Here is a 17,501-nt window from a genome sequence, read left to right as displayed (position 1 = left end):
CGCCTCAGGGAATCGACTCGGTGGCTTCCCTGCGGGCCGGGCCGGCCAGCGAGTAGGCGATCAGCCCGCCGAGGGCCAGCACCGCCGCCGTCACCGTCGCGGCGGTGCTGTCGGTGGGTTGGGCCTGCCAGGTCAGCACCGCTCCCCTGGTGCCCTCCAGGGGATACATGACCGCGACGGCGGTCCAGCCGAGCGGCAGGAACCACGATCGACCGGCACCCACCACCGTCGCGCACAGCGCCGTCAGTCCGAGCAGGCCGGTGGCGTCGCGGAACACCAGCGTGGCCGGCCCGAAGCGGGCCCCGGTGTAGCGGGTGGCGAGCAGGACCAGCAGGACCACCAGCAGACCGGCCAGCAGGTGTGCCGCGCGCCGTGGCGGCCACCGCACCGAGGCGGTCCGGTCCAGGTTCTCGTCGGGGGCGGCCAGGGTGGCCGAGAGCACCGCGACCATCAGCAGGACCGTCAGGACGACCGTCGTCGGGGCGACGTCCCGTTCGTCGGCGATGGTCAGCCACAGCGTCCAGATCACCGCCGCGCCGCCGAGGGCCACGGCCAGGGCCAGGGGTACGCGCCGGGAGCGCAGGTAGAGCAGCGTCCAGGTCACCGGGGGCTCCGGGACAGCAGTCCCGTCGGGTCCTCGCAGGCGCGTTTGGCGTCACGGACCGCCGTCACCCGGGCCAGAGCCTCGTCGGCGGAGACCTCGCGGAGCCCGTGCCACAGGGCGAGCGCCTCGGCGTTGAGTTCGGGGTCCTCCTGGATCATGCCGGGGATGAGCCCGACGTCGGACTGCGGCTCGCGGCCCAGCAGCCAGTACCCCGCCGCCCGTTCGACCGCCTCGTGGTGTTGCCGGCATTCGAGGTCGATGGGGACGCCCAGCCCTCGGACGACCTCGACGGCCACGACGCCCGGGTGCGCGAGTCCGCCGTACCTGTCGATCCGGACCGGCACCTCGACGACGTCGTCGCGGGACGGCGTGGCCTCGCCGTGCCCGTACGTGGCGGTGTCCTCGTGCACGGCGGTCGGGGCGTCCGGGAGTTTCGCCAACGCCGCCAGACCTTCACGGGCCAGCGGGGTCAGGTCGTCGAGGACCCTGGTGTTGACCCGGCTCACGCACACCGTCGGGGCGTCGTCGGTGCACACCAGTTCCCGGGCGACCGGGTCGACCGGCGCGTCGAGCACGGCCGGGTCCCGGGGCACGACCGCCACTGCCGCGGCGAGCCCGAGCAGCACCGGCACCAGCGCCGCCGTACGGGCCCGCCAGCCACCGGCGACGAACAGGATCAGTCCGGCGACGGCGAGCAGGGCCAGCCAGATCGCCACCGCACCGCTGACCCGGTTGTCGATCGTCTGATAGGCGTGGAACTGGCTCGTGCCATAGATCGGTGACACCGCTGCGGCCAGCCAGTCCGGTCGGAGGAACATGCTGACCGACACGAGCAGGACACCGGCCACGCCCAACGCGGGCGCGGTCGCCGGAGCGGGTAGCAGACGCCCGATCCCCAGACCGAGCCAGGCCGCGGCGATCAGGGACAGCACGCCGACGCCGGTGACGACGGCGAAGCCGAGCAGGGGCAGATAGCCGGCGCTGGTGGCGATCCGGGCGGCACCCGCCACGGTCACCAGCAGGTAGGCGGTGCCGAGGGTGAGGGCCATCGCGCCGAGGACGGGCACCATCCGCTGGGCGCGGGGCCGGGCGGTGGTGCCGAAGAGTTCGCCGACGTTCGACCGGTGTTCCCGACGGCCCTGCCAGGCACCGGCGGCCAGCGCCAACGGCCACATCAGCAGCAGGTACTCGCGGGTGATGAGAGCCAGCGACATCCAGCCGCCGGACCAGCGGGCCGGGGCGACATAGAGTGCGCCGATCCCGGCGAGCACGGTGATCAGCGCGGCACCGAGCGCGGCGGAGCGGCGGAGTTCGACTCCCAGGATGCTCATCGGGCGGCCTCCGCCCGGTGCCGGCGCAGGACGGCGGAATAGCCGCGCTCGGTCGGGCTGTCGCCCGGGTGGCTCTGGTCGCCCTGGGCGCTGAGCGCCTCGGCGGTGCCCTGCCAGACCAGGCGCCCCTCGTTGATCATGACCACGTCGGTGCAGGCCGCCGCCACGTCCTCGACCATGTGGGTGGAGACCAGGACGCAACTGTCGGTGCCGAGGTCGCGCAGCAGTTCGCGGAAGTCGAGTCGTTGTTCCGGGTCGAGGCCGACGGTGGGCTCGTCGAGCAGCAGGAGTTGTGGGTCGTTGACGATGGCCTGGGCGATGCCGGCGCGGCGCAGCATACCGCCGGAGAGGGTCTTCAGCCGGGCGTCGGCCCGGTCGGTCAGGCCGACCCGGTCGACGGCCCGCTGGACCGCCGCGGGGATCGCGGCCTTGGGCATCTCCTTGAGCCACGCCATGTATCCGACGAACTCCCGCACGGTGAAGCGCGGGTAGAAGCCGAAGTGCTGCGGCAGGTAGCCCAGGCCACGGCGCACCGCCCGCAGGTCGGCGCGGCCGTCGACCGGGTGTCCGAGCAGCGTCAGACGCCCGGCGGCCGGCGCGAGGACGGTGGCCAGGGACCGCATCAGCGTGGTCTTCCCGGCGCCGTTGGGGCCGAGCAGTCCGTGGACCCCGATGTTCAGGGCCAGGTCGAGGCCGTCGACCGCCAGGCGTCGTCCGGCGCGGACCCGCAGTCCCTCCGCGTGGACAGCCCAGGGATGGGTGGTGACGGCCGTTTCGGCCGCGCTCAGGGCACGCATCGGCATCCTCCTTCGTTCGGGGTCGGTGGAGCGGGACGCGGCGTCGCGCGTCCGGTGGGCGGAAAGGTGTTACTGCTGGGCGAGTCGTCGGAGCCCGTCGGCCCGCAGCAGCGCGGTGAGGGTCAGGGCGACCGTGGTCAGTGCCCAGATGCCGGTGCTCTCCTCGGTCAGCACCAGTGGCGTACGGGCGGCGGCGATGCTGGGTGTGATCACCGCGAGCGTCCATACCGCGACCAGTCCGATCGCGGCCCGACGGACGCCGACGAGACTGCCCAGCGCCAGCGTGGCGGCGGTGAACGTCAGGCAGGGCAACAGCGTCAGCGCCGGTGGCACGCCGGTGCCGTAGCCGGCGAGGGCGAGGGGTGGGATGACGACCACCAGCACCGTCGCGGTGCGTCGCAGCAGCGTGGTCAGGCCGGCGCCGGGGGTGGTGGCGATCAGTTCCCAGGCGGGATCGGCCCGCCGGTGCCAGGCGACCGCGACGCCGGGCAACGGGGCCAGCGGCGCGAGCAGCAGCACCAGCGACGGCAACTCGGTCCACAACTCGCTGAGCAGGACGGCGCAGGCGAGTACCGCGGCGGTCATGGCCAGCCAGGGGAAGAGCGTGCCGGCCAGCCAGCGGCGGCGCAGCACCGTCCAGGACCGGCTGCGGGCGGCCGGGGCCGGGGACGCGGCGATCTCCCGGTCCAGGGTGGCGGCGACCTGGGCGAGGACGGTACGCGTGTCGACGGTGGTGCTGCCGGCCAGCCGGGCCCGGCAGTCGGCGCAGTCCTCCAGGTGCACCTCGATGGCCCAGACGCTGGGCTCGTCGAGGCGGGGGTCGGCGGTGGCGTACCGCTCGATCTGGGTGAGGGTCGGATGGGGGGTCATGACAGGGCCTCCCGGAGCGCGATGCGGGCCCGGCGGACACGGGACTTGACGGTGTTCTCGGGTACCCCCAGCAGCACGGACGCCTCTCGCGGCGAGAGGCCGTCCAGGACGGTGGCGCGCAGGGCGGCCCGGACCTCGGGCGGCAGCGTGAGCAGCGCCTGTTCGAGTTCCTGTCCGATCCGCGCCGCCATCACCTCGTCCTCGGCGGCGGGTGCCGTGGTCGGCATCAGTGGCACCTGCGGCAGTCGCGCCGTGCGGGCCCGACGACGGAACGCGTCGACCAGTCGGTGGGCGGCGATGGTCCACAGCCAGCCCACGGCGGTCCCCCGCGCCCCGCCCCCTCCGGTCCGGACTCCGGCGAAGGTGCCCGAGGCCCGCCAGACCGTGAGATAGGTGTCCTGGAGAACCTCGGCGACGACGTCGGGGTCGGCGCACCGGCGGCGCAGCCGCACCTCCAGCCACGGCGCGGTGCGCCGATACAGTTCGTCGAAGGCCCGCCGATCTCCGCAGGCGACGCGCCGCACGAGTTCGCCCTCGTCCGCCGCGTCCATGCCGGTACTCACACCGGGTAAGACGATGGGCGGACCACGATCGGGTCCCGGATCACTGTGACGGCCATCACCTTCGTCGCGGGCCGGTCGACCGGCGGCTATCCGCGCCGATCCCGGGGCGGGAGCTGACGTCACGGCGCCGACCGCGGTATTCAGCTCGTGGCGTTCGACGGCCTCAGATCCAGGGCAGCGCGGCGCGCTCCTGCCAGTAGCGGTCCGGCGGCAACACCAGGGTCACCCACCGGGCCGGATCGACGGTGAGCGTGTACGCCCGCAGGGTCGGGGCGAGGTGGTCCGCGATGGCGGCGCGCGATGGTTGCCGTCGGCCCATCCCACACCGCCTGCCGCGCGCCGTCGTCGGTGCCGGCGTCGTTCCGGTCCGCCCCGACAGGGGTCAGCGGGCCAGGTAGGCGGCCAGACCACCGAGCTCCTCGTTGGCGATGAACACCGAACGGACGTTGATGATGGCTTCCTCGACGTGGGCGGGGCAGCCCCACGCGGCGTCGCCCCAGGAGTCGGCGATCTTGATCTCGGCCGGTTCGGCGCATCCGGCCGTGCCGCCGAGCTGGCAGTGATCGGGGTGCGGCACCGCGACCTGTGCGGCGGCGGCGGACCGCATCCGGGCGTTGAGTTCGGCAGCGGCGGCGGCGCGCTGCTCGGCCTCGGCGCGGAGTTCGCGCTCGGCGCGTACCGCCTTGGCCAGTTCGTCGTGGGCTGCCGCGGCGCGCTCCTCGGCGGCCTTCTGCGCCTGCTCGATGTGGTGGCGTTCGATGGCCAGTGCCGCGGTGCCGGCGAAGAGCCGGGCGATGGCGAGGTCGGTGTCCTGCGGGACGCGCGGAACGCGGTGGTACATGGCGAAGGTGCCGAGCAGTCCGCCGTCACGGGCCAGGATCGGCGTGGACCAGCAGGCGGCCAGCCCGGCCCGGTCGGCCAACTCGCGGAAGTCGCTCCAGAACGGGTCGGTCGCGATGTCGGTGACGACGACCGGCTGCCGCCGGTGGGCCGCGGTGCCACAGGAACCCACACCCTCGCCGGTGGCGATGCCATCGATGGCCTGGTTGTAGAAGTCCGGCAGGCTTGGTGCCGCCCCGTGGCGCAGGTGCCGGCCGTCGGTGTCGGCGAGCAGGACCGAGACGAGCACCTCCTGCGGAGCGAGGTTCTCGATGCAGCGGGCCATCCCGTCGAGCACCTCGGTCAGGGGCGCCTGTCGGGCGATCTGCTCCAGCAGGGCGCGATGTTCGGCCATCAGCCACTGGGCGTGCTTGACCTGGGTGGTCTCCACGCCGATCACCCGGATGCCGATCACCGTACCGTCGGTGTCGCGGCGTGGTTCGTAGGTGAAGTCGAAGAAGGTCTCCCGGGCCTGCGGGCCGGTGCCCAGCTCGACCCGGACGTCACGTCCGGTGTAGGACTCCCCCGCGCGGTAGACCTGGTCCAGCAGGTCGATAAAGCCCTGACCGGCGAGTTCGGGCATCAGGTCCGCCAGTGGGACCCCGGTGCGTGCGCGTTCCTGGCCGATCGTGGTGAAGAACGCCGGGTTCGCGGCCTCCAGCACGTGCGTCGGCCCGGCCAGCGCGGCGAACACGGCGATGGACTGGCCGAACAACGTACGCAGGTCGTCCTCTGCCGCGGGCGTGGTCACCGCCGGACCCACAGCAGCAGGCCGTCGACCCGATACCGCCGTCATGATGTGTGCTCCGCCCCTCGCCGTGGTTCCCGTTGCCGCACCGCCAAACCTACGGGACGACGCGCCCGCTCACCGGGCGTGGCCCTGCCGCCGCCCCCGTGCCGGGGACGGCGGCGACTGAGTGGAAGGTCAGTCGACGGTGCCATGGAGTCGGAGTCCCGGGACCGACGCGGACGGCGCAGAGATCCGATTCCCCGTACGACACGAGATGAGCGGCGACACGATCGACGAGTTCGTCGTGCCGGGTGAATGGTGCGGTTCCGAAAATCAATAGACGATCATTGATATAGGGTACCCTCGATGCAACACTCGTTGGAAGCGCTCCCACACCGTCCCCCGGAGCGCTCGGAACGGAGGATGCACCGTGAGTTCACACCACCCCCCTCAATCCCGGTCGGTCGTCCACCGACCTCTTCAGGCGCTCGCCCTGGCGCTCACCATGGTCGTCGCGATGCTGCCCTGGGCCGGTGCCGCCCAGGCCCACGGCACCGTGATCAACCCGGCGACCCGCGCCTACCAGTGTTGGCAGAACTGGGGCCACCGGCACATGGATCCGGCCATGCAGACGCAGGACCCGATGTGCTACCGGGCCTTCCAGGCCAACCCCGACACCATGTGGAACTGGATGAGCCAGTTGCGGGACGGCCTGGGTGGGCAGTTCCAGGCCCGTACGCCCGACGGTCAACTGTGCAGCAACGCCCTCTCCCGGAACAACGCCCTGAACCAGCCGGGCGCCTGGAAGGCGACCACCGTCAGCCGCAGCTTCACGCTCCAGTTCTACGACCAGGCCAGCCACGGCGCCGACTTCTTCCGGGTGTACCTGACCCGGCAGGGGTTCAACCCGGCCACCCAGCAGGTCGGGTGGGGAAACATCGACCTGATCCAGACGACCGGGCGGTACGCGCCGACGCAGAACATCTCGTTCAACGTCTCGACCTCCGGCCGTAGCGGACAGCACGTCCTCTTCGTGATCTGGAAGGCGTCGCACATGGACCAGACCTACATGTGGTGCAGCGACATCAACATCGTCTGATCCGTAAGGTCGGCAATTTCGCCGCTGCTCCGGCCCGGACCACTTCCGGACCGGAGCAGCGGTGCGTCCGGTGTCGAACGCAGTCGAAAATGGCGCTCCCACGAATTCGCCCCGCCGACTCGGCCGACCGTTCCGCGAACGATTCCCCGGACGCCGTCGGGCGAGATCGGGGTAATGCCTGCCGATCGCGCGGCGGCAGCGACCCGGCGGACCGGAACCGCACCGGAACCGCGCACCGCCGTCGACCGCGTCGAGGCGGCCCGGACGGCGTGGACCGCACCCGCCCGGGCCGCAATCGCTCACGACGGGCCGGGGCCGCGTCGGGCGAGCACCGTCCCGGCCCCCGGCCGGAGCCCCGAATCGCGCGGCGGCGGGTGGTCGGCCACCCTTCGCCGCGACACATAGTCGCCGTCCACTTACCGCACCGCACATTTTCGGCCCTCTCGGGCCGGGCAGATCCACCCGGGCGATCGGATCGGTCAATACCTGGGCCGTTATGCGGATCCCGTTGACGCGGCAAGTAACGCAGGCGCTATTGTGACTACCACGTTCGTGGAACTGTCCTCACTGGAAGGGAATGTGCTCAGACGTGGCTAAGCAGATCATTCATAAGCTGGTCGACGACCTGGACGGTGGCGACGCCGACGAGACCGTGAAGTTCTCTCTCGACGGCGTGCAGTACGAGATCGACCTGTCCAGCAGCAATGCCGCGAAGTTGCGGGAAGCCTTCGCCTCCTACGTCGCCCACGGCACGAAGGTGGGGCGCGGCGGCGTGGTCGTGGGCGGCCGGGCTGCTCGTGGTCAGGGTTCCGCCAGCACCGACCGGGAGCAGAACAAGGCGATCCGGGAGTGGGCCAAGAAGGCCGGTAAGGACATCTCCGACCGGGGCCGGATTCCGCAGGAGATCGTGGACGAGTACCACGCGAAAGCCGGTCGCTGACCGCCCGCACGACTCATCTCGCGCGGTTGGACGAAACGCTCGTACCGGTGCGGTGAAGCCTCTGCACAGCCGGGGCACGCGCACCGTGACGGGCCATTAACCGGTGGTGCATGAATCGCATCGACGTCCGGTCACCGATCTCCCCATCGGTGCCGGCGTGGCGAGAACGAATGGGTGTGCGTACCAGGGCAGCCGATGACCCTGGGCCGCATTCTGCGGCCCGATCGGCCACGCCGGTCGATGGGCCGGGATCGCGACCGGATGCCGCGTGCCGACCTGACAGTCGCCACGATGGCGCACCACAATGATGCCCATGAGCAACGACGAGGCCCGGCCGTCCACCGTGGTGTGGGTCGAGCGGCGCACCGACCCCGTCGGCGCGGTCACCGATCACGACGCCGTGTCCCGTGCGCAGGCGTACCCGATCGTCCGGATCGGCGCTCCGATGTTCGGGCACGCGGTGGACCTCGGCGGCGGGCGGTGGCAGGTCGTCGCCCTGTTCAGCGACACCCCGCAGGAGGCGCGGACCACCCTCGCGCACCGGCTGCGGGAACGGCTGCTCGACACCACCGACGCGGCGCTGGCCGCCGAGGTGACCGCCGCCGCGCGGATCCTCGACCGTCGTAAGGTCGACGAGGTCGCGGTCGCGGGACAGGCACACCGGGTCGTCCGCGTGGACACGTTCGCCCGGTTCGGCCCCGACGGGCCCGAACCGCCGCGTCCCACCGACCCGGACCCGCCCGAATACGGTGAGCACGACAGCTTCCTCGACGCGGAGGTGATCGCCGACCCGGCCGCGCCCACCGGGGTCGGTGCCGCGATGCTGAAGGTCGACCTGCTGACCGCGCACTACCCCCGTGCCCAGGTGCCGGCCGACGTGTACGCCGACAGCGTCGCCGCCGTACGCACCCACCCGCACGCCGCCCTGCTGCCCACCCGTTACGCCGCAGCCGAGCGCGTCGACGGCGCGTGGCAGCCGGTCAGCCGGGCGGTCGCGACCCCACAGGAGGCCCGCGACGAACTGGCCTACGCCTTCCGGCACCTCGAACCGCGCACCCGGATGCTCACCGACGCGCAGGCCACCGCGTACCAGCAGGCCACCGACGCGCTCGACGCCGGCCGCACCGACGACATCACCGTCGAGCAGCGTCGCTTCCGGATCACCCGGGTCGAGACCCTGCTCCGCTTCGACGACGACGGTCCGGAAGGCCCCCGTCGCTCCGATCCCGATCCCGACCTGCCGCCGGAGGCCACCGCCGACGCCGAGGCGTCGGAATGACCTGCTGCCCGCCGGGATCAGCCGTCACCGCCGACCGTCGCGGTGCGGGTCAGGGGAACGGGTGCGGGTAGGGGTTGATCTCCTCGGGCGGGAGCGGCGTGGACCGGTACCCCAGCCGGACCGGGAGTTCCCTGAGCCGGGGCGGGGCGGCGGCGACCAGCGCGTGGTCCTCCATCGACCGGACCAGGTCAGAGTCGACGACCAAGCCGGGTGCCGTGGTGTCGGCGGCCACCATCTCCTTCGTGGCGTCGGCGACACTGGCCAGTTCGACCAACCCGGACCAGAGTGCCCGTTCGGGGTCGAGGTGTGCGCCCGCGCCGCAGAACGCCTTGGGTTCGCCGGCCCGGTCGTCCTCGTCCACCAGCATCAGCGGTAGGTCCGGATGGTAGCGCGCGGCGTTGTGGTGCGGCGGCGAGTCGGGCAGGCCCAGCGCCGGGGGTGCGACGGCGCGGTCCGGACCGAGTTCGCGGAACGAGGCGCGGACCCGGGTCCGGCGGGCCCGGGGCAGGGTGCCGCCCAGCCGTTCCAGTGCCTCGGCGAGGGCGACCGACACACTGGCCGGGAAGCTGAACGTGCGCCCGTATCCGGACAGTTCGGTGCAGCAGGCCGGGCCGCCGATGGCGGCGGCCAGGATCATCGGGTGGTTGTGGTGGAGCGTCATCGACGAGATCAGGCCGGTTTCGACGTCGACCATGGTCTCCAGCAGCCGCTCGTGCTCGGCGGGGAGACTACGGGCGCGGTAGTTGTCCGGCGCCGACTTGGGCCGGGACACCAACGTGAGGGTGCCCGCCTCGGGACCGTCGTCGGGCAGGGTCGCACATGACGGGCACTCGGGCTCGGCGATGAACCGGTGTCGGCTGACCGCCAGGGTGGCGGTGCCGACCTCCAGCACCGCGCCCGCGCACCGGGCGGTGGCACCGCGTGCCACCCGCGCGAGTTCGTCGGCGACCAGCACGGCCACGGTGGCGCGAACCGGTGGGCCGAGGACAGGGGTCGGGGCGGTGACGGATCCCTCGTACAGGGCGCGCCAGTGCGCCGAGCGCTGGGGTGTCCCGGTGACGCGGGCCCGACGTTCGCGGACACGTACACAGTGGTGGCAGCCGGGTTGCCCGGCCGTGACGTACGGGCCGACCCGGACACCGCGCGGCGTCGGATGGACCGGAAGGAAGTCCCGTCCCTCCTGGTGGGAGCGGCGGGCCGCGTCCTGCACCCGGTCGGTCCGGTCGTCGACGACGAACCGGTCCACCGGGTGGTCGGTCCGGATCGGAGCCGTCGCGTCCGCGACGGCCCGGACCGGTCACCTGGGGGATCACCGGGTACGGGCGGACCAGCAGATAGTCCAGGGCACCGAGGTTGACCATCCCGCTGAGGTGCCAGGTGCCCTCGGCGAGCATCACCATCGCGCAGACGCAGAGGACCTCCCACTGTGTCCAGCCGTCGAGGACGGGCACCTGCCGGAAGATCATGGCCACGAAGATCAGCCCGGCCAGTTGGCCGAGCACGGCCGCGGCGATGTCCGGAGCCAGTCGGGATACCGGGCGATCGGCACCAGTGCTCCGGAGAGGATGTTGGTGATCGCGATCCGGGACATGCTCAGCCCGTGGAAGTTGCCCGTCCAGAAGCAGGCCAGGCCGACCAGGTAGACCAGTGCGAACTTCAGCGACACCATGGCGAGCAGGCTGAGCAGGAACAGCCCGGCCTGGGTGGGGTCGGGCAACGGCATCCCGCCGAACGCCAGCAGCAGCACCGAGCCCATCACCGCGACCACCAGCAGTTCGCCGACGAGATAGCCGATCGTCTCGGCGAACCGGGCCACCTGGTAGTCGATCGGGCGGAGCAGGTCGATGGCGACCGAGCCGTCCAGCACCCGCAGGGCGACCTGCCCGTCGGTGAAGCTGGACAGCAGGGTGCCGGCCAGGAAGGCGACGAAGAGGTACGCCTTCATCTGTTCCCAGGTCAGGCCGGCCATCTCGCCGCCGGGGTCGGCGGCGAACAACGCGCGCCACACCGCGAACAGCGCCACGGTCTGCACCGCGACCCCGGCGACTTGGAGCAGGAACTCGCCCCGGTAGACCAGGACCGTCGACCAGGCCGTCCGGGCCAGCGTCCGGTACGCCCTCGTGTCGGTCTTCCCACCGTCGGCTGACCGAGTTCGCCCGCGTACGCCCGGCGGACCACGTCCTCGATCGAGGGCTCGTCGATCCGCAGGTCGACCACCGGCACCCGGGCGGCGATCGCGGCCACGATCTCGCCCGCGCCGTGCCGGACAATTCTTGCTGTCAACCTCAGTTGAGCAGGAGAAACGCCGCTCGCCATCACTTGAACACAGCACAATGCAATGATGCTTGTCGATGATTGCGGCATTCTTTCCGAGGCCGACCGGATGCAAGGAAGGGACCCTTGCAATACACCAGGCGTTAGCAGGGGGCCCTTCCTTTCCCGCACGGCCCGGGCGCGGTGACGCGGGTCACGCCGACAGGCGCGCGCCGTCTAGTACGTTTGTACTTGTACGGACGTACCAGAACGAGGAGTCACGCATGACCACCGGACGACCCGCACACCGGGAGCGCCCGTGACCTCTCGCCGGGACCCCGAGGGACGGCGGCGCGCGATGCTCGACGTCGCCGCGAAAGAGATGATCGACAACGGCTGGGAGGCGCTGACCCACCGCCGGGTGGCCGAGCTGGCCCAGGTGCCGCTGGGCGCCACCACCTACTACTTCGACTCCCTGGACGACCTGCGCACGAGCGCGTTGGAGGTCGTCGTCGCCCAGGCCGACGAGGAGATCCGGCAGGTCGCGGCGGCCGTGCACGCCTGCCGGGGAAGCGCCGAGGGTCTCGCCGCGCTGTTCATGGACTACCTGAGCGACCACGCGCGACTACAGGCCGAGAACCTGCTCTACTACGCCGGCGTCCAGCAGCCCGAGTTGCGTCCGTACGCCCAGCGCTGGATCCGGGGCATGACCGAGATCCTCTCGGCGTACGCCACCCCGGAGGCCGCCCAGGCCACCGCCCTCTACCTGGACGGCGTCATCCTCTACACCCTGCTGCACGACCGGCCCGTCGACGAGCGGGCCCTGCGCATGGCCATCACAGCCCTGATGGGCACGGCCCTCCCGGAGGACCAGTGAGTACGACGCACACCTCCGACGCACCCGGGGCCACCGCCGGGCACCTGTCCGCCCGACGCCGGTGGGCCGCCCTGGCCGTGCTCTCCACCAGCCTGCTGGTGGTGGTCATGGACATGACCATCCTCAACGTCGCGCTGCCCGACATGGCCGCGGCGCTGTCGCCGACCGCCGCCCAGCAGTTGTGGATCGTCGACATCTACTCGCTGGTCCTCGCCGGGTTGCTGGTCAGCATGAGCACGCTGGGCGACCGGTGGGGGCGCAAGCGGATGCTCCTGACCGGATTCTCGGTCTTCGGTGGCGCGTCCCTGCTGGTCCTGGTGGCCGAGTCGGCTCCGATGGTGATCGCCGTTCGCGCCCTGCTGGGCGTGGGTGGCGCGATGATCATGCCGGCGACCCTGTCGATGATCCGCAGCCTGTTCACCGATCCGGCCGAACGCGCCAAGGCGCTCGGCATCTGGGCGGCGGTGGCCTCCCTGGGCGCGGCCGTGGGACCGATCGTGGGTGGCGCGCTCCTGGAGCACTTCGCCTGGCAGGCGGCGTTCCTGCTGAACGTGCCCTGGATGGTCGCGGCGATCGTCGCGGCGGTGCTGCTGTTGCCGGAGGCCCGCAACCCGAACCCGGGCCGCTGGGACGCGCTGGCCACCGCCCTGTCCATCGCGGGCATGACCGCCCTGGTGTGGGGCATCAAGCGCATCGCCAAGGAGGGACCGACCGACCTGCTGGCGCTGACGGCGCTGACGGCGGGACTCGCCCTGCTGGTGTGGTTCGTGCTGCGGTGCCTGCGCAGCGACTCGCCGCTGCTGCGGGTACGCCTGTTCGGTGTCCCCTCGTTCACGGCCGGCACGCTGGCGGCGCTGTTCACCATGCTGGCCATGGGGTCGGCACTGCTGCTCTCGGCCCAGTGGCTCCAACTCGTCCGGGGCATGTCGCCGTTGCAGGCTGGTGTCGCGTTGCTGCCGCTGGCCGTCGCCGCGACGGTCGTCTCGCCGCTGGCACCGGCGCTGGCCCAGCGCATCGGTGCCCGTACCGTCCTGGTCGGGGGCCTGGCGTTGACGGGTCTGGGTTTCGCGGTCCTGGCGGTGGCCCCCGAGCCACTCGGGTACACCCCGGTCGGGGTCTTCCTGGCCCTGCTCGGGGCCGGGATGGGCTCGCTGGCCATCGCCTCGGCGATCATCATGTCCGGGACCCCGGCCGAGCACGCGGGCAGCGCCGCCGCCATCGAGGAGACCTCCTACGAACTGGGCGCGGTGCTGGGCGTGGCCGTGTTGGGCAGCACTGCGGCGGCGTGGTACCGCGCCGAACTCCCGGCCTCGGAGCTGGCCGCCGCAGGGCTGACTGCCGAGCAGGTGGGGGTGGCCCAGGAGTCCCTCGGCGGCGCCCTGCACGTCCTGGAGGGCCTCGGTCCGGCCGGGGCCGCAGCCGCCGCCCAGGCGCAGGAGGCGTTCACCCGTGGGCTGATGCTGGTCGGCGGCATCGGTGCCGCGATCATGCTGGTGTCGGTGGTCGTGGTGTTCGCCCTGACCCCGAAGGGACTGGACGTGACCAAGGGCCACTGAGCGGCCGGGGCAGGGGTCGTCACCGTGTGACGACGGTGCCGCGCGTGCCGCCGTCGAGGTGGACGGCGCGGTCGGCGAGCGCCGTCTCGGCGGGGTCGTGGCTGGCGACGACCAGGGCCGCGCCGGTGGCGACGCGCTCGGCGAGCAGCTCGTGGACCCGCTGTCGGCTGGGCGTGTCGAGGGCGGCGGTGGGCTCGTCGAGGAGGTAGACGTCGGCGTCCTGGACGAGCGCCTGGGCGATGAGCGTGCGCTGTCGCTGGCCGCCGGAGAGTTCGCGCAGCCGATGTCGGGCCAGGTGCGCGATGTCCAGTCGCCGCATGATCTGCGCGACCGCGACGCGATCGTCGCGGCCGAGGCGGCGGCGCGGTGTGAAGCGCCCGATCTGGACGCACTCGGCGACGGTCAGCGGGGTGGCGTCGATGTCGCTGGTGCGCTGCGGCAGCAGGGCGAGGCGGGCGCCGGGCCGACGGTGGACGCGCCCCTCGGTGGGCTGCGCGACGCCGGCCAGCAGGTGCAGCAGCGTGCTCTTGCCGGAGCCGTTGGCGCCGGTCAGCGCGATCACGGCTCCGGGTTCGACGCGCAGGTCGACATGGCGCAGGACGGGAACGTCGGCGTATCGAAAGCCGACGCTCTCGGCGGTCAGGACGACGGGACCCACAGCAACCCCTTATCGGCAACGGTTTTCGTTTCAGTATAGTCGGTCGGGTGATGTCGTCCCTGATCGAACCGTTCACGGTGTCGTTCGTCGTCCGCGCGCTCGTCGGCGGCGTGCTGCTGGCCGGCGCGTGCGCGCTGGTCGGCGTCTGGGTGATCGCCCGAGGGATGACCTTCCTCGGTGAGGCGATGAGCCACGGCATGTTGCCCGGCGTGGCGGTCGCGTCGATCCTCGGCGGGAACCTCGTCGTCGGTGCCGCCGCCAGCGCGTTCGCCATGGCGGCCGGGGTCAACGCGCTCCGGCACAGCCGCGAGTTCGGACGCGACACCACGATCGGGCTGCTGTTCGTCGGGATGCTCTCGGTCGGAGTCATCATCGTGTCGCACTCACGGTCGTTCGCGACCGACCTGACCGCGTTCCTGTTCGGCGACGTCCTGGCGATCCGCTGGTCGGACCTGGTGATGCTGGGCGTCGCGGTGGCGGTGGTCGCGGCGGTGACCGTCACGTGCTACCGGCCGTTCCTCGCGCTGACCTTCGACCCGCGCAAGGCCCGAACGCTCGGGTTGCGCCCCGACCTGACCAACGCCGTGATGCTCGCGCTACTCACGATCACGATGGCGGTGGCCTTCAGCGTCGTCGGCACACTGCTCGCCTTCGGCATGCTGATCGCGCCGTCGGCAGCGGCCATGCTCGTCGCGCGGCGGATGCCCGCCCTGATGCTGACCAGCTTCCTGATCGGCTCGGTGGCCACCGTGGTCGGCCTCTGGGGCTCCTGGTACGCCGCGACCGCCGCCGGTGCCACGATCGCGGCCGTCACCGTACTGATCTTCTTCACCATTCTCGGCGCGCGGTGGATCGCCACCACGGTGCGGCGTCTCCGGTCCCCGGTGCCCGCGCCCGTCGCCGCCCCCTCGCTGGAAGGACGTCCGTGACAAGAACCGACAGACTGTCGGCCCGTGTCCTCGCCCTGGGCCTCACGCTCACCGTGGCCGCCTGCGGGTCGGGTGATCCACCGGGGACCGAGGAGACACCGCACGGCTACGTCGCCGGTGCCGAGGAGACACCCGAGCCGCAGTCGGCCATCGCGTACGCGCCCCGGGGCGGCCAGCGGTTGCACCTGCTCGACCTGATCACCGAGTCGGAGAGCGGGGTCGACCTCTCCGTCGGTGCCGAACGGATCACGGAGGACGGTCGGTTCGTCTACGTCGACGACGGGGACCGACGGGTCGAGATCGTCGACACCGGCGTCTGGACGGTCGACCACACCGACCACGTCCACCACTACCGCGCGTCGGCCCGTCCGGTCGGCTCGTTGACGCTCGACGCGCCGATCACCACGGTCGTCGGCTTCGAGGCCCACACCACCATCGGCACCACCGACGGCAGGGTCACGGTGCTCGACCGGCGTGCGCTCGAAGCCGGCCAGGTGACCCGCCTCGCCACGATCCCCACCGGCAGTGCCACGGCGCTCGCCGTGCCGTACGCGGAGCATCTCCTCGTCGCCGTCGGCGACGATCCGGACCGGCCGGCGGACCGGATCGTGTCCATGGACGAGCGGGGCGAACCGGCCGGCGGGCTCGACGTCGCCTGTGCCGCCCCACGCGGATCGGCGGTGCTGCGCGGCGGCGCGGTCATCGCCTGCGCGGACGGTCTCGTCCGGGTCAGGCACGAGGGTGATCGGCTCACCGCCACCACTCTGGACAGCCCCCGCACCCCGGTCGCCACCGGAGTCTTCGGATACCGACCACGCAGCAACGAGGCGGCGGTCGCGGACCGCGCCGGGATCTGGTCGGTGAACGCGGCCAAGGCCGTCCTGCGCTACCTGCCGGTGGACGACCGCCGACTCGTGGCGGCGGCCTCACCGGCCGACGGACGTACGGTGCTGGCCCTCGACACCACCGGCACGCTGGTCAGCTACGACCTGGAGACCGGGCGGGAACTCGCCCGGTCGGCCGTGCCGGCGGCGAGCCTGACGCTCGACGTCGACCGCGCCTACCTCGCCGAACCGGCCGCCCGGATCGTCCACGAGATCGACTATCGCGACGGGCTGCGGACCGCCCGGACGCTGCGGGTCACCGAGCGACCGGATCTCGTGGTGGAGGTCGGCCGGTGAGGGTGTGCAGAGTCCTGGGTACGCTCGCCACGGTGGCCGTCCTGATGGTCGGCGGTCTCGCCTGCACCGGGCCGGAGCGGACGCGCATCGTGGTCACCACCAACATCCTCGGCGACGTCGTCAGCGAGATCGTCGGCGACCACGCTCGGGTCACCGTGCTCATGAAGCCGAACGCCGACCCGCACTCGTTCGCCGTCTCCGCCCGGGAGGCGCACGCCATGCAGACGGCCGACCTGCTCGTCTTCAACGGTCTCGGGTTGGAGGAGGGCGTGCTGCACCATGTGCGGGCGGCGCAGGCCGAGGGGGTGCCCACCGTGGAGGTCGGCGCGCGGGTCGAACCGATGGACTATCAGGACGGTGACGCGGCTGGCCTGCCGGACCCACACTTCTGGACCGATCCGGTCCGCGTCGTCGCCGCCGTGCGGGTGCTGACCGAGGAGATCGTCGCGCACGTCGACGGTGTGGACCCCGACGCCCTCCGGCAGCGCGCCGAGGCGTACGCGAAGCGGGTCGGCGAGTTGGACGCGACGGTGGCCGCGCGGTTCGCCGGGGTGCCGGCGCAACGCCGCGTCCTGGTCACCAACCACCACGTGTTCGGCTACCTCGCCGCGCGCTACGACCTGACCGTCGTCGGCGCGATCATCCCGAGCGGGACGACCCTGGCCTCACCGAGCGCCTCCGACCTCGCCTCGCTGGTCACCGCCATCGAGACCCACCGGGTGCCGGCCGTCTTCGCCGACACCGCGCAACCGGCACGCCTGGCCGAGGTCCTGGCCGACGAGGCCGGCATCACCGTACGCGTCGTCGGGCTGTACTCGGAATCGCTCGGCGATGCCGACGGCGACGCGGCGACCTACCTGGACATGATGCGGTTCAACGTCGACGCGATCGTCGACGGCCTGAGCGGCTGACCCCCGGCACGTCCGGTCCGGGCACACCTCTGTACAGTTATTGG

The 17,501-nt window shown here is 72.0% G+C and carries 18 protein-coding genes; 8 read left to right on the top strand and 10 right to left on the bottom strand.

The annotated features are described in order from the left end of the window. Positions 1-4 precede the first annotated feature (4 nt). From ACIBMZ_RS16920 to ACIBMZ_RS16890, 7 genes are all read right to left on the bottom strand, one after another. On the bottom strand, positions 5-604 hold the full coding sequence (locus ACIBMZ_RS16920) for a hypothetical protein (protein WP_396694661.1): 600 nt from the start codon (positions 602-604) through the stop codon (positions 5-7). Next, complete coding sequence (locus ACIBMZ_RS16915; RefSeq protein WP_396694659.1) at positions 601-1,935, bottom strand: hypothetical protein; 1,335 nt, start codon at positions 1,933-1,935, stop codon at positions 601-603. Before ACIBMZ_RS16915 ends, ACIBMZ_RS16920 begins: the two co-directional genes overlap by 4 nt. Next, complete coding sequence (locus ACIBMZ_RS16910) at positions 1,932-2,732, bottom strand: ABC transporter ATP-binding protein (protein WP_396694657.1); 801 nt, start codon at positions 2,730-2,732, stop codon at positions 1,932-1,934. The genes ACIBMZ_RS16915 and ACIBMZ_RS16910 overlap by 4 nt, the downstream gene beginning before the upstream one ends. A 69-nt stretch (positions 2,733-2,801) precedes the next feature. Continuing rightward, positions 2,802-3,602: a hypothetical protein gene (locus ACIBMZ_RS16905; RefSeq protein WP_396694655.1), complete on the bottom strand. Its 801-nt coding sequence runs from the start codon at positions 3,600-3,602 to the stop codon at positions 2,802-2,804. After that, on the bottom strand, positions 3,599-4,153 hold the full coding sequence (locus ACIBMZ_RS16900; protein ID WP_396694807.1) for an RNA polymerase sigma factor: 555 nt from the start codon (positions 4,151-4,153) through the stop codon (positions 3,599-3,601). Before ACIBMZ_RS16900 ends, ACIBMZ_RS16905 begins: the two co-directional genes overlap by 4 nt. A gap of 175 nt (positions 4,154-4,328) precedes the next feature. Continuing rightward, positions 4,329-4,484: a hypothetical protein gene (locus ACIBMZ_RS16895; protein ID WP_396694653.1), complete on the bottom strand. Its 156-nt coding sequence runs from the start codon at positions 4,482-4,484 to the stop codon at positions 4,329-4,331. 63 nt (positions 4,485-4,547) lie between these two features. Next, positions 4,548-5,795, bottom strand: a complete 1,248-nt coding sequence (locus ACIBMZ_RS16890; protein WP_396694651.1) for a GAF domain-containing protein — start codon at positions 5,793-5,795, stop codon at positions 4,548-4,550. 409 nt (positions 5,796-6,204) lie between these two features. Between ACIBMZ_RS16890 and ACIBMZ_RS16885 the strand changes: the two genes are divergently transcribed. The 3 genes from ACIBMZ_RS16885 (at position 6,205) to ACIBMZ_RS16875 (ending at position 9,092) form a co-directional block, all read left to right on the top strand. Continuing rightward, on the top strand, positions 6,205-6,873 hold the full coding sequence (locus tag ACIBMZ_RS16885) for a lytic polysaccharide monooxygenase (RefSeq protein WP_396694649.1): 669 nt from the start codon (positions 6,205-6,207) through the stop codon (positions 6,871-6,873). A 589-nt stretch (positions 6,874-7,462) separates the two neighbouring features. Continuing rightward, the gene (locus tag ACIBMZ_RS16880) at positions 7,463-7,813 is read left to right on the top strand and encodes an Lsr2 family protein (RefSeq protein WP_131053450.1); all 351 of its coding nucleotides are present in this window, start codon (positions 7,463-7,465) and stop codon (positions 7,811-7,813) included. A 313-nt stretch (positions 7,814-8,126) separates the two neighbouring features. Then, positions 8,127-9,092 carry a DUF5954 family protein gene (locus ACIBMZ_RS16875; protein WP_396694647.1) on the top strand — a complete coding sequence of 322 codons (966 nt, stop codon included), beginning with the start codon at positions 8,127-8,129 and terminating at the stop codon, positions 9,090-9,092. A gap of 49 nt (positions 9,093-9,141) precedes the next feature. Here the strand turns inward: ACIBMZ_RS16875 and ACIBMZ_RS16870 are convergent, their stop codons facing one another. After that, positions 9,142-10,338: a TOMM precursor leader peptide-binding protein gene (locus ACIBMZ_RS16870; RefSeq protein ID WP_396694645.1), complete on the bottom strand. Its 1,197-nt coding sequence runs from the start codon at positions 10,336-10,338 to the stop codon at positions 9,142-9,144. 231 nt (positions 10,339-10,569) lie between these two features. Further along, a complete protein-coding gene (locus ACIBMZ_RS16865; RefSeq protein WP_396694643.1) occupies positions 10,570-11,115 on the bottom strand; it encodes an ABC-2 family transporter protein in 546 nt (181 codons plus the stop codon). A gap of 549 nt (positions 11,116-11,664) precedes the next feature. Here ACIBMZ_RS16865 and ACIBMZ_RS16860 point away from each other — a divergent pair. Then, positions 11,665-12,222 carry a TetR/AcrR family transcriptional regulator gene (locus tag ACIBMZ_RS16860; protein WP_396694641.1) on the top strand — a complete coding sequence of 186 codons (558 nt, stop codon included), beginning with the start codon at positions 11,665-11,667 and terminating at the stop codon, positions 12,220-12,222. Next, the gene (locus ACIBMZ_RS16855) at positions 12,219-13,778 is read left to right on the top strand and encodes an MFS transporter (protein WP_396694639.1); all 1,560 of its coding nucleotides are present in this window, start codon (positions 12,219-12,221) and stop codon (positions 13,776-13,778) included. Before ACIBMZ_RS16860 ends, ACIBMZ_RS16855 begins: the two co-directional genes overlap by 4 nt. Before the next feature lie 19 nt (positions 13,779-13,797). Here the strand turns inward: ACIBMZ_RS16855 and aztA are convergent, their stop codons facing one another. Then, complete coding sequence (gene aztA, locus ACIBMZ_RS16850; RefSeq protein WP_396694637.1) at positions 13,798-14,436, bottom strand: zinc ABC transporter ATP-binding protein AztA; 639 nt, start codon at positions 14,434-14,436, stop codon at positions 13,798-13,800. Between the two features lie 50 nt (positions 14,437-14,486). Between aztA and aztB the strand changes: the two genes are divergently transcribed. The 3 genes from aztB to aztC are packed head-to-tail and all read left to right on the top strand — an operon-like array spanning position 14,487 to position 17,457. Beyond that, a complete protein-coding gene (aztB, locus tag ACIBMZ_RS16845) occupies positions 14,487-15,365 on the top strand; it encodes a zinc ABC transporter permease AztB (protein WP_396694805.1) in 879 nt (292 codons plus the stop codon). Continuing rightward, positions 15,362-16,546, top strand: a complete 1,185-nt coding sequence (locus ACIBMZ_RS16840; RefSeq protein WP_396694635.1) for a hypothetical protein — start codon at positions 15,362-15,364, stop codon at positions 16,544-16,546. The genes aztB and ACIBMZ_RS16840 overlap by 4 nt, the downstream gene beginning before the upstream one ends. Further along, on the top strand, positions 16,543-17,457 hold the full coding sequence (gene aztC / locus ACIBMZ_RS16835; protein ID WP_396694633.1) for a zinc ABC transporter substrate-binding protein AztC: 915 nt from the start codon (positions 16,543-16,545) through the stop codon (positions 17,455-17,457). Before ACIBMZ_RS16840 ends, aztC begins: the two co-directional genes overlap by 4 nt. Positions 17,458-17,501 lie beyond the last annotated feature (44 nt).

It is taken from the genome of Micromonospora sp. NPDC049900, from assembly GCF_044461025.1.
In the GTDB taxonomy this organism is placed as follows: domain Bacteria; phylum Actinomycetota; class Actinomycetes; order Mycobacteriales; family Micromonosporaceae; genus Micromonospora.
The sequence above is the reverse complement of the archived record's forward strand: the minus strand, read 5'-3'. Positions and strand labels throughout refer to the sequence as shown.